Origin of the sequence: Dysgonomonas sp. UBA7710, assembly GCF_002482385.1 — a bacterium.
GTDB lineage: Bacteria > Bacteroidota > Bacteroidia > Bacteroidales > Dysgonomonadaceae > Dysgonomonas.
Window position 1 is genome coordinate 164685 of the sequence record NZ_DLFW01000024.1, and the last position, 12286, is coordinate 176970.

Here is a 12286-nt window from a genome sequence, read left to right on the forward strand (position 1 = left end):
GAGTTTCTGTTCTTGTAACTCGTAACTTGTAACTTGTAACTGAAAAGATTATGAAATTAACTTACAAGCAACGAATATTTTCCTACTTCTTTATCATATTTGCACTTTTTACGGTGTCTATTATTATATTCGAACAGAAGGAGGAAAAGGCACAACGGACAAGAGCATTGGAAGACAGGCTCGACAGCTATGCCGAGATGATACATACATATATACAAATGCGTCAGCTTACGGATAGCGACATGGTACATGTAGATACACTTGCCTATATATTACCCGAAGATATCCGTATCAGCATTATAAATACGGAAGGAAAGGTTACTTTCGACAAAGATGTTAAGGATATAAGTACACTGGATAATCACCTCGACCGTCCGGAAATACGCAATGCTTTGTATCAGAATACAGGTTCCAATATCCGGATGTCAGCATCTACCAAACACGAATATTTATATTATGCCAAGCACTATAAAAGATACTATGTACGGGTAGCCCTGCCATATACCATCGAGACAAAAGGTATGCTTAAAGCAGATAATTTCTTTATATATATTGTCATCGGGATATTTGTTATAGTACTGATTCTTCTGAATTATGCAGCAGGCAGATTCGGAAAGTCTATCTCGCAGCTAAAAACACTGACGACTAAAATAAAAGATGACAAGCCGTTGACCGAAAGGATAGAATTCCCTGACGATGAGTTGGGCGAAATCGGCAGGCAGTTGGTAACCATACTCAAACAGAAAGAAAACAGTAAGCGCGAAATAGAAGTGGAGCGGGAAAAACTGATACAACACTTCCAGTTTTCACATGAAGGCATTTGTATCTTCGACAAAGAGTTTAAGAAAATATATGCCAACACACATTTTTTCCAGTATTTCAATTTTATTGTAGACCAGCCTGTTTTCAATCTGGAAGCCATTATCAAAGAAGAAGTATTCGATCCTGCTATAGCGTTTATCAGTAAACGGACAAAGGATGAGAATTTCCATACGTTCCAACTGAAAAAGAACGGAAAGACCTTCTCTATTCAGACAATTGTTTTCGAAGACGACAGCTTCGAGATTACAATAAAAGACATTACACGTACTGAGAAAACACGTCTGCTGAAACAGGAGATGACAAACAATATCGCCCATGAACTGAGAACTCCTGTTACAAGCCTGCGTGGATATCTTGAGACGCTGGATTCTCAAAAACTCGAAGCCTATAAACAAGCACAGTTTATTCACAGGGCTCACCAACAGACCATCCGCCTGTCGAACCTGATAGATGATGTAAGCCTCATAAGTAAAATAGAAGAAGCTCCTGCCCAGTTTAAACTGGAGAAAGTGAATCTGGCACAGCTCGTGGATGAAGTCAGGATAGATTTAACCGACGGACTGGCAGCTAATGATATAAAACTAAATGTATCCATCAAAGATGACCTGACTATAGACGGGAATTATACCCTACTCTATTCTATCTTCCGAAACCTGATAGATAATTCAATCAGTTATGCAGGACAACATATAGAAATCAATATCAAAAACTATATGGAGGATAATGAATATCTGTATTTTAGTTTCTGCGATACGGGCCGGGGTGTTGACGAACAATATCTGGCTAGGCTTTTCGAACGTTTCTACCGTGTTAACGAAGGGCGTACTCGTGATACGGGCGGTTCTGGCTTAGGTCTATCCATTGTAAAGAATGCCGTTCTGTTCCACAAAGGAGAGATAGAGGTTAAAAACCGCGCCGGAGGAGGATTGGAATTCTTCTTTACATTGAAAAAATAGGAAACAATATTATATATAGTCAAAAGATAAAAGCATGGGATATTTTCCATGCTTTTATCTTTATACAAATTGAATCTTGATCTTCAGACATGTATGATTTTTTTAAGAGTTTATCTATATAGTATTCACTGGAATATCGTTCTTTGGAAAACTGAATTTATTAGAAAATATAAAAAGATAAGAAAGCTAAAAAACTGTTACTTTTGTTACCTTTTAGCAAGTCGTAAGTTGAAAGTTATATGAGATACGAGTAGACAAGACACGAGATACAAGTTGTTAACTGATGACTGTTAACTGATAACTGGTATATGTGTTACTTTTGTTACCTTTTGTGCCTTGGCGTCTTTGCGAGAGTATTATTAACTGAAAACTGAAACATGTGTATTAATTTTAAATTAATCTGTTACTTATAGGGTGGTTATTCCCCGAAATCTGTACTTTTATATCCCAATCTAAAAAATAAGGTATCACACCTTATGTTATCCATATAAGTATAACAATGATTGGCTGTTATGACTTTAAGACACGGTATAAAATTACTTTTTGCAACTAATTAAAAACACAATAGAAAATGGGTGGTTTCTTTGGAACAATATCTAAAACAGCCTGTGCTACAGACCTTTTTTACGGAACGGATTACAACTCGCATCTGGGAACCCGCAGAGGAGGGATGGTTACACTCCATGACGGAATCTTTAAACGGGCAATTCATAATCTTGAGAATTCATATTTTCGCCTGCGCTTCGAAGCCGACCTGGACAAATTTCAGGGTAACTCGGGTATCGGTATTATCAGCGATACCGACCCTCAGCCTATATTTATCAGTTCCCATCTGGGCAAATATGCCGTGGTAACGGTCGCCAAAGTGAATAATATAGATGAACTGGAAAAGGAATTGCTCGATAAAGGATGTCATTTTTCGGAATTTAATGCAGGACAAATTAATCAAACGGAACTGATCGCTCTCCTTATATCACAGGCCAATACCTTTGTAGAAGGAATAGAGCTTGTTCAGGAAAAGATAAAAGGCTCTTGTTCCATGCTTATCCTTACCGAAGAAGGGATTATCGCGGCACGTGATAAATGGGGGCGTACTCCTGTCCTTATAGGAAAGAAAGACGGAGCATACGCAGCAACAAGCGAACCTTGCAGTTTTCCTAATCTGGAGTACGAATTGGAATATAATGTCGGTCCCGGAGAAGTAGTTATGCTTACTGCCGACAGTATGACTCAACTGCGCAAACCAAACAAAAAGATGCAGGCCTGCTCTTTTCTCTGGGTGTACTATGGTTATCCGGTATCCGACTATGAAGGAATAAATGTCGATGCTGTGCGCTATGCCAGTGGGCAGGCCATGGCTAAGAGAGACGATACGGAAGCTGATTATGTTGCCGCTATCCCCGACTCGGGTATCGGTATGGGCTTGGGATATGCCGAAGGAAAAGGAATCCCTTATCGCCGCGCCATTATCAAATATACCCCTACGTGGCCGCGAAGTTTTACGCCGGCCAATCAGAAAGTGCGTGACCTGGTAGCTAAGATGAAACTAATCCCCAACCGGGAACTGTTAAGAGACAAGCGCGTAATATTCTGTGACGATTCTATTGTGCGGGGCACGCAGCTCAACGATAATGTGAATATACTCTACGGATACGGAGCTAAAGAAGTACATATTCGCTTAGGTAGCCCGCCGATTTTGTTTTCATGCCCTTACCTGGGTTTTTCGGCATCACGTTCACCATTGGAACTGATTGCCCGCCGTACGGTGGAGGAACTGGAAGGAGATCACGCAAAAGATCTGGATAAGTACGCTACTACCGATTCGCAGCAATATAAGAATATGATAGACTGCATCCGTAAAAAACTGAATATAACAACACTGAAGTTTATTACGGTAGAGGATCTGATCGCATCAATCGGACTGCCTAAAGAATGCGTTTGTACATATTGCTATAATGGTGCCAAGCCGGAAGAAGAATAAACAATAAGTGAAAAACTAAAAATGAAGAGTGAAAAATATTTTTCGTTTTTTTGTCCTTCACTTTCAACAACCCGTAACTAAATAAAGAACATCAGCAATAGTTGCGTAAAGATTATCCGGGCAAACATGGATACGGGATAAACAGTAGCATATGCTACTGATGGTTCATCGTCTTCTATTATCGAGTTTACATAGTTGAGCGCCATTGGATTCGCCATACTGCCGCATAGCATTCCAACACATTTGGCATAGTTGAGTCTGAACATCTTCATGGCAAACAGGGCTACAATAATGACAGGGACAACAGTTAGTATAAAACCGAAGCCTATCCATAAAAGCCCTTCTGTCTGGAATACCGTCTCGAAGAAATGCTCTCCGGCGCTGATTCCTAAGCATGCCAGATAAACCGTGAGCCCGAACTGGCGCATCAGTAAGTTTGCACTTTGAGTTGTATATGTGGTAAAGCGAAAGCGCGGGCCAAATGCGCCCATCAGTATCCCTACAATGATAGGTCCTCCGGCTATACCCAGCTTCACAGGGAATGTCATACCCGGGAAAGGCAGGGGTAATGCTCCCAGTATAAGACCTAATGCAATACCGGCAAAGATAGCAATGAGATTGGGACGGTCGAGACGTTTCTCTTCGTCACCGAGTATTTTAGCAACATTGTCTATCGATGCCTTCTCTCCTACAACTGTGAGCTTATCGCCTATCTGTAACGACAAGTCCGGTGAAGCAAGCAGGTCTATACCCGCGCGATTGATACGGGTAATATTGATCCCGTAATTGTTTCTGAGCCTCAATGTACCTAACTTCACACCATTAACCTTGCTGCGGGTTACGATAATACGGCGCGATACGAGTTGGCTGTTATCTATATGGTTCCAGTCTATATCTTCCTTGTTCCAGTCTACGTTTTCCTGCTCACCGAACAAAACCTTGATATGTTCCACATCCGACTTGATGGAGATAATCAGCAGATGGTCGTCATGTTGCATCACACTCTCGGAAGTAGGTATGGTCACTTTGCCGTCGCGCCAGATGCGTGATATCACAAAACGCTTTGAGGACAGTTTCATGATATCACGGATCGTCTTTCCTTCTATGGCAGGATTGGTCACGTGAAACTCCCCTACATATGTATTATGGTCTTTCTTCTCGCTGGGAACGGCATAAGCCCCTTTGGCCACGAATACTTTCTTCAGGAATATGATAGCCAGTATTACACCTACTACTCCCAACGGATATGCAACGGCTGTAGCCAATGCCATATCGGCTATGGCTTTCACATCTCCGCCGGTTATTTGCTTCAATGCTTGTTGTGCCGCCCCCAGAGCCGGGGTATTCGTTGTGGCTCCACAAAGGATACCGACCATATTAGGTAAAGAAATATCGCTGACAATACTGAATATAAGCGCCATTGCCAATCCGAGGAATACGACGCCCAAAGCCAGCAGATTTAAACGGAGGCCACCTTTCCGCAGAGATGAAAAGAAGCCGGGACCCACCTGCAATCCTAAAGCATAGATAAAGAGTATAAGCCCAAAATTTTGAGCAAAATTAAGCATATCTTTATTCAGGTCAAGATTGAAATGCCCCAGAATAATGCCGACAAAGAAAACAAAGGTGATACCCAGTGAAATATTAAACAGCTGTAACTTACCCAGTTGCAACCCAATGGCCGAAACGACCGAAATAATTATAATAGATTGAACCGACGAGGGTTCAAAAATGGTCTCCATTAACCAATCCATGACATTACACAACGTTAGAAATGCTGCGACAAAGGTAAGACAATAAAAACGAATGCGCCAATATTGCACGGATGAAAATCATAGTAACTATCTGAATATTTTCAGAGAAACTTTATCTATATGTAAAAAACAATCGTTCTTTGAGGCATTTATAAAACTTCAATATAACTAGAGATATAAATAATAAAAAGTATTTAGATATTTAGCAACAAAGATGAATCTACTCAAAAAAACGGGCGACTAATTATATAATCAGACAACCGTTAAATAATACTCTATATCATTTCTATTTTAAATCCGGCTTTTTGCACAGTATCTATTACTTCGCTTTCGCTGATGCCGTCCGATACTACTGTAAGTATTTTATTCTTATTGGCGGTATCAACATTCCAGTTTGAAATACCTTTTACTTCATCGAGGAACGGGGTAACTTTGGTGATACATCCGCCACAATTGATATTGGTCTTAAATGTGAATATCTTTGTTTCCATATGTTTAATGAGTTATAAGTTATGAGTTACTTTGCCCTACGGGCAATTATGAGGGTTATAAATCTTTATTTCTTCCATTTCAAGCGTAAGCTATTGCTAACCACACTGACACTACTCAACGCCATGGCCGCGCCTGCTATCATCGGATTAAGTAAAAAGCCGTTGATTGGGAAAAGGATGCCCGCGGCAATAGGGATTCCTATCAGGTTATATATAAATGCCCAGAACAGGTTTTGCCGTATAGTAGTCACAGTTTGCCGCGACAGCTTAATAGCTTCGGGTATCTTGGTGAGGTCCGACGATATAATTGTCATCTTTGCCACATCCATAGCTATATCGCTGCCTTTACCCATCGCTATGCTCAAATCGGACTGAGCCAGCGCCGTACTGTCATTAATCCCGTCTCCGACCATTGCTACTATTTTACCTTCTGCTTGCAATTGCTTTATAAATTCAGCCTTTTGTTGAGGCAATACTTCGGCTTTATAGTGTTTTATACCGACTCGTGCAGCTATCTCCTTTGCTGTGGAGCCATTGTCTCCGGTGAGCATATACACCTCTATTCCGGATGATTGCAATTGCCGGACAGCGGTTTGTGAAGTCGTCTTTATCTCATCGGCAATGGCAACGACTGCAATCGCCTGTTTATCATCGGTAAACCAGATTACGGTTTTAGACTGGGAGCTAAGTTCTTTTGCCTTATTGTTTAATACTTCATTTATAGTAATATTGTTCTCATTCAGCAATTTATAATTTCCGGAAAAGTATAACTGCCCGCCAACAAAGCCTTTAGCTCCTTTTCCCGTAATACTTTCGAAACCGGAAACGGGAATAGACGCCTCTGCATCGAAATATCGTACCACAGCCTCTGCCAGCGGATGCTCCGACTGCTTCTCCAGACTTAGTAAAGCAGCTTTGCGGCTGTCATCATTATCCAACCAGAGAATATCGGTTACCTGAGGTTTACCTTCTGTTATGGTTCCGGTCTTGTCCAGCACAACTGCATTTATCTTCTTCGCCAGTTCGAGGCTTTCGGCATCTTTTATCAGGATGCCTTTTTCAGCGCCTTTCCCTACCCCGACCATTATCGCTGTAGGCGTTGCAAGTCCCAAAGCACAAGGACAGGCAATAATCAGCACCGTTACCAATGCCAGTAAGCCATGTGTAAAACCTCCGCTACCACCTAGTATGAGCCAGACAATGAAAGACACAATAGCAATGCTTATTACCACGGGGACAAAGATTCCGGCTATTTTATCAACCAGTTTTTGCACTGGAGCTTTGCTGCCCTGCGCTTCCTGCACCATCTTTATAATTTGAGCAAGCATGGTTTCGGAGCCTACTTTCTCAGCCTTGAAGCGGAAACTTCCCTTCTGGTTTATTGTTCCGGCAAATACTTTTTCATCTGCTTCTTTCAATACGGGGACAGGCTCTCCGCTCAACATGCTTTCGTCCACATATGATGTCCCCTCCTTAACCCGTCCGTCGACTGCAATCTTTTCTCCGGGCTTAACCAGAATCAGGTCGCCTATGCTTACATTTTCAATTGGTATTTGATTGTGACTACCATCTTCTTGTATAATCGTAACAGTCTTCGGTTGCAAGCCCATCAGCTTTTTTATGGCAGACGAAGTATTCCCTTTTGCCTTTTCCTCCAGCAACCGTCCTAATAGAATAAATGCAATGATAACGCTGGCAGCCTCGAAATAGACATGGGGTTCTACTCCTCTTACTATCCAGAAATCAGGAAACAGCGTATTGAACACACTGAACAAATAAGCCACACTTGTACTCAATGCCACAAGCGTATCCATATTGGCAGATTTGTGTTTTGCCTGCTTCCATGCATTGATAAAGAAGCCTTTACCCAACCAGAAAATAACAGGAGTGGAAAGCGCCCACATTATTTCGTTGGCATAAGGCATATGCATAAAGAACATCCCTATTGCAACTACCGGTATAGAAAGGACGATGGCTAATATCGTTTTCCGTTTCAGATCACCGAATTTCTTCCGGTGAATTTCTTCCAAAGTTTCAGCGGTTGTATTCTCGTCTTCTTCAATAAGCAGGTCATATCCCCCGTCCTGAATTGCATCACGCATATTTTCGGGAGATATATCATTCGGCAAATATTCTACAGCCAATGTTGCAGTAGCAAAGTTAACTGATGCATTTACCACTCCTTTCAGTTCCTTAACGATACTCTCCGCGCTTATAGCACACGACGCGCATGACATCTGGAGTACGGGAAACGTCTTCTTTACTGTATTATCTGTTGCTTTCATAATCTTCATCTTTTGATTATACAAAGATGGCAACAAAATAGCCGGAAGTTGTTATACTATTCTTTGGAAAGTTTATGAGATTTACACCTCATCCAATGGTTTTCGCTTGTTTGTTCTTATTTGCCTGAAGTGGCTCGGGGTCAGTCCCGTTACTTTTTTAAACTGGGCGCTAAGATGAGCAACACTGGAATAATTCAGATTGAAAGCTATTTCATTCAGCGTTAACTCGTCATATACCAGCAATTCCTTTACCTTTTCTATCTTCTGGGCGATAAAATACTTTTCTATCGTAGTGCCCTCTACTTCCGAAAACAGATTGCTGATATAATTATAATCGTGACGAAGTTTATCACTGATATAATCGGACAGATTGATTTTCAGATTATTGTTATTATAATGTACTAACTCTATAATAAGGTTCTTTACCTGTTCTATCAAACGGCCTTTTTTATCGTCTATCAATGAAAAGCCCAGAGATTCGAGTCTCCCGCTCAACTTATTTTTTTGCTCTGTGGTTAATTTTTTATCGAGACGGACTTCTCCCAACTCAACTGAAAGCGTTTGTATATTCAGTTTTTCGAGTTCCGCTTCCACAACCATAATGCAACGGTTGCAAACCATATTTTTTATATATAATACTTCCATAAATTTATCTATATATTATAAACCCGCAAAAAGTATACCATGTAATCACAGAATAGTGAGCAACGGATACTTTAACAGATAATATTAAACAATAATAGCGATATAAAGTTACAACTCTTTTTTATTTCATTAAATTTGAATCGTTTTTAATATAAACTTATGAATTTAGAGCATATCACATCCGAAGTCTGCAAAATAGCTACCGAAGGCGGGCACTTTCTCGCAAAGGAGAGAAAAGTTTTTCAAAGAAACAGAGTAGAAGAAAAGAACGCACACGACTATGTATCGTATGTAGACAAGGAAACCGAAAAACTTCTGGTAAAAAAATTATCGGCCTTGTTACCGGAAGCCGGATTTGTCACCGAAGAAGAAACTATAAAAACCGAAGAAAAAGACTATTGCTGGGTTATCGATCCACTCGACGGAACAACCAACTTTATTCACGACAACGCTCCGTACTGCGTAAGCATAGCCCTTACCTACAAATCGAAGCCATTAGTAGGCGTTGTATATGAAGTATGCCGTGATGAATGCTTTTATGCATGGAAAGGCGGTAACGCGTACCTGAATGGAAAACAGATATCGGTATCTGCCACAAACGATATAAACAAGGCTTTGGTCGGGCTTGATTTACCATATAACGACAAAGAGTACAAACCACTGATGAACCGCTTTATGGATCAGTTATACGGCAAAGCATCGAGTATCCGCGTCAATGGTTCCGCCGCCATGTCCTTGTGTTATGTAGCTGCCGGACGGTTCGATATCTGGTGTGAAGCCTTCATCAAACCCTGGGACTTTATGGCAGGCGCACTCATAGTAGAAGAAGCCGGCGGACGGATAACAAACTTTGAAGGAAAGGAACTCCTTTTTAATAACCACCATATTGTAGCATCAAACAATACTGTGATACATGATGAAATACTTGTGTTGATACAACCTTTTTTTAGCTTTATCAAATAAAATGTCCTGATTTTAATCTCAGTCTTTTATATTTATATATTAACTTTTTTTTCTTTAGCGCATTGCAGGAGATGTCAAAAAGTAATACTTTTGCAAATCTTTAATCTGATTATAAAGAAAAATGGGAAAAGCCCTTGACATTGATTCTATATACACACTTTTATTTAAGGAAAAGAAACTGGTTGTTGATAAAGATAACATTGACCAAGTACAACAAGGCTACGACTTTCTGAAAAAATTTTCGGAGGATAAAATCATATATGGCATCAATACCGGATTTGGCCCTATGGCCCAATACCGTGTCGATGATGACTTCCTGAACAATCTTCAATACAATATTATCCGTAGCCATTCCACAGGAGCGGGCAAACCTCTGGACGCCCTCTATGTGAAATCGGCGATGATAGTACGCCTGAATAATCTGTTGCAGGGAAAATCAGGGATTCATCCCGAATTAATTCATTTATTAGCGGAATTTATCAACCGCGGCATCTGTCCGTTTGTACCCGAGCATGGCAGCGTAGGAGCAAGTGGCGACCTTGTACAATTGGCACACATCGCATTAGCTTTAATAGGTGAGGGTGAAGTGTTTTACAAGGATGAATTGAGAGATACGGCCGGGGTATTGAAAGAAAACCGATTGAAGCCAATCTCCATGCATATACGTGAGGGCCTTTCGGTTACCAACGGAACTTCAGTTATGACAGGAATCGGCATTGTAAACCTCATATATGCAAAGAGATTGCTACACTGGGCTGTTGCGGCATCAGTGATGATAAATGAGATAGCCTCTTCGTATGATGACTTTATGTCCGAAGAACTGAATGCAACAAAACACCATAAAGGTCAGAAAGAGATAGCCGGAATGATGCGTAAATGGAGCAACGGAAGCGCCAGTTTACGCAAGCGTGAGAATTACCTGTATAACAAAGAGAATAAAGAAAAAATACTTAAACATAAAGTCCAGCCATATTATTCATTACGCTGTGTTCCTCAGATATTAGGCCCTGTACACGATACTTTGGTAAATACCGAGGAGGTATTGGTTAACGAAACCAATTCGGCCTGCGATAACCCAATTGTAGACAAAGAAAGCGGAAATGTATATCATGGCGGAAATTTCCACGGCGATTATGTGTCCTTTGAAATGGATAAACTGAAAATCGCTGTAACAAAAATGGTTATGCTTTCCGAGAGGCAGCTCAATTACCTGTTTCACGACCGGATAAACGATATACTTCCTCCCTTTGTAAATATGGGTGTACTGGGATTGAACTACGGGTTACAGGCTGCGCAATTTACAGCAACCTCTACCACGGCAGAGTGCCAGACACTCTCTTATCCTATGTATGTACACAGCATACCGAACAACAATGATAATCAGGACATTGTAAGTATGGGAACAAATTCAGCCCTACTTGCCAGAACGGTTATAGACAACGGATATCAGGTTATGTCTGTTTTGTTTATGGCAATAACACAGGCGATAGACTGCCTGGCTATACAAAATGATTTATCAAAGAATACAAAAGTAATCTATGATGAAATAAGGGATATCTTCCCTAAATTTGTAGAAGATGCACCGAAATACAAAGAGATCGGTAAGCTGACGAATTACCTAACGAATAAAGAGATAGAAAAAATTTCATTATGAAATATGCTTTAGTAACAGGAGCCAGCAAAGGAATCGGCAGAGCAACGAGCCTCAAACTTGCCGAAATGGGATATTTTATCCTTATCAACTATAATTCGAGCCGTGAAGACGCGGAAAAGACATTAGAGTTGGTTAAGGAAAAAGGCTCTGACGGGGAACTGTTGAAATTTGATGTATCGGATGCCGCCGAAACAAAGTCGGTACTTGATACCTGGACAGCGCAACATAAAAACGAATATATAGAAGTTCTGGTAAATAACGCAGGTATCAGAAAAGATAACCTGATGATATGGATGCCCGAAGAAGACTGGACAAGTGTATTAAACACCAGCCTCAACGGATTCTTCCATGTGACCCAGTATATGTTGAAAAATATGCTGGTAAAGAGATTCGGCCGAATTATAAATATTGTATCTTTGTCCGGCATTAAAGGAATGAAGGGACAGGCGAACTATTCGGCAGCCAAAGGCGGCCTTATAGCGGCAACCAAAGCGCTTGCAGCTGAAGTCGGCCCCAGAAATGTAACCGTAAATGCCGTAGCTCCGGGATTCATACAAACGGATATGGTAAAAGACCTGCCGGAAGAAGAGTTGAAAAAGCTGATACCCGCAGGGCGTTTCGGTACAGCGGAAGAAGTAGCGTCGTTAGTCGGTTTTCTGGCTTCGAAAGAGGCGTCTTACATTACAGGCGAAGTGATTTCCATTAATGGCGGTATATATACCTGATAATACTATA

Annotated in this window: 9 protein-coding genes; 5 read left to right on the forward strand and 4 right to left on the reverse strand. The window is 40.9% G+C overall.

Going from position 1 to position 12286, the window contains the following annotated elements:
• The first annotated feature begins 50 nt into the window (after nt 1–50).
• Both B3317_RS08645 and B3317_RS08650 read left to right on the forward strand, forming a co-directional pair.
• Complete coding sequence (locus B3317_RS08645) at nt 51–1778, forward strand: sensor histidine kinase (RefSeq protein ID WP_291110673.1); 1728 nt, start codon at nt 51–53, stop codon at nt 1776–1778.
• Between the two features lie 571 nt (nt 1779–2349).
• Nucleotides 2350–3759, forward strand: coding sequence for an amidophosphoribosyltransferase (locus B3317_RS08650; protein ID WP_291110675.1), 1410 nt, complete (start codon nt 2350–2352; stop codon nt 3757–3759).
• A gap of 77 nt (nt 3760–3836) precedes the next feature.
• Here B3317_RS08650 and B3317_RS08655 read toward each other — a convergent pair whose 3' ends face one another.
• The 4 genes from B3317_RS08655 to B3317_RS08670 all read right to left on the reverse strand — a co-directional run bounded on the left by B3317_RS08655 (nt 3837) and on the right by B3317_RS08670 (nt 8934).
• Nucleotides 3837–5513, reverse strand: coding sequence for a putative transporter (locus B3317_RS08655; RefSeq protein WP_291110677.1), 1677 nt, complete (start codon nt 5511–5513; stop codon nt 3837–3839).
• Nucleotides 5514–5788: 275 nt separating this feature from the next.
• Complete coding sequence (locus B3317_RS08660) at nt 5789–6004, reverse strand: heavy-metal-associated domain-containing protein (RefSeq protein ID WP_291110679.1); 216 nt, start codon at nt 6002–6004, stop codon at nt 5789–5791.
• Nucleotides 6005–6069: 65 nt separating this feature from the next.
• A complete protein-coding gene (locus tag B3317_RS08665) occupies nt 6070–8289 on the reverse strand; it encodes a heavy metal translocating P-type ATPase (RefSeq protein ID WP_291110681.1) in 2220 nt (739 codons plus the stop codon).
• An 81-nt stretch (nt 8290–8370) separates the two neighbouring features.
• On the reverse strand, nt 8371–8934 hold the full coding sequence (locus B3317_RS08670) for a helix-turn-helix domain-containing protein (RefSeq protein WP_291110683.1): 564 nt from the start codon (nt 8932–8934) through the stop codon (nt 8371–8373).
• Between the two features lie 159 nt (nt 8935–9093).
• On the opposite strand from B3317_RS08670, the gene B3317_RS08675 reads away from it, so the two are divergent.
• From B3317_RS08675 to fabG, 3 genes are all read left to right on the forward strand, one after another.
• On the forward strand, nt 9094–9897 hold the full coding sequence (locus tag B3317_RS08675; protein ID WP_291110684.1) for an inositol monophosphatase family protein: 804 nt from the start codon (nt 9094–9096) through the stop codon (nt 9895–9897).
• A gap of 121 nt (nt 9898–10018) precedes the next feature.
• The gene (locus tag B3317_RS08680; protein ID WP_291110686.1) at nt 10019–11551 is read left to right on the forward strand and encodes an HAL/PAL/TAL family ammonia-lyase; all 1533 of its coding nucleotides are present in this window, start codon (nt 10019–10021) and stop codon (nt 11549–11551) included.
• Nucleotides 11548–12276, forward strand: a complete 729-nt coding sequence (fabG, locus tag B3317_RS08685) for a 3-oxoacyl-ACP reductase FabG (RefSeq protein WP_291110688.1) — start codon at nt 11548–11550, stop codon at nt 12274–12276. The genes B3317_RS08680 and fabG overlap by 4 nt, the downstream gene beginning before the upstream one ends.
• The last annotated feature ends 10 nt before the right edge of the window (nt 12277–12286 follow it).

Coding starts and splice junctions, on each gene's coding strand:
- fabG (WP_291110688.1), top strand. CDS start 11,548: ATGAAATATGCTTTAGTAACAGGAGCCAGCAAAGGAATCGGCAGAGCA.
- B3317_RS08650 (WP_291110675.1), top strand. CDS start 2,350: ATGGGTGGTTTCTTTGGAACAATATCTAAAACAGCCTGTGCTACAGAC.
- B3317_RS08645 (WP_291110673.1), top strand. CDS start 51: ATGAAATTAACTTACAAGCAACGAATATTTTCCTACTTCTTTATCATA.
- B3317_RS08675 (WP_291110684.1), top strand. CDS start 9,094: ATGAATTTAGAGCATATCACATCCGAAGTCTGCAAAATAGCTACCGAA.
- B3317_RS08680 (WP_291110686.1), top strand. CDS start 10,019: ATGGGAAAAGCCCTTGACATTGATTCTATATACACACTTTTATTTAAG.
- B3317_RS08670 (WP_291110683.1), bottom strand. CDS start 8,934: ATGGAAGTATTATATATAAAAAATATGGTTTGCAACCGTTGCATTATG.
- B3317_RS08655 (WP_291110677.1), bottom strand. CDS start 5,513: ATGGATTGGTTAATGGAGACCATTTTTGAACCCTCGTCGGTTCAATCT.
- B3317_RS08665 (WP_291110681.1), bottom strand. CDS start 8,289: ATGAAAGCAACAGATAATACAGTAAAGAAGACGTTTCCCGTACTCCAG.
- B3317_RS08660 (WP_291110679.1), bottom strand. CDS start 6,004: ATGGAAACAAAGATATTCACATTTAAGACCAATATCAATTGTGGCGGA.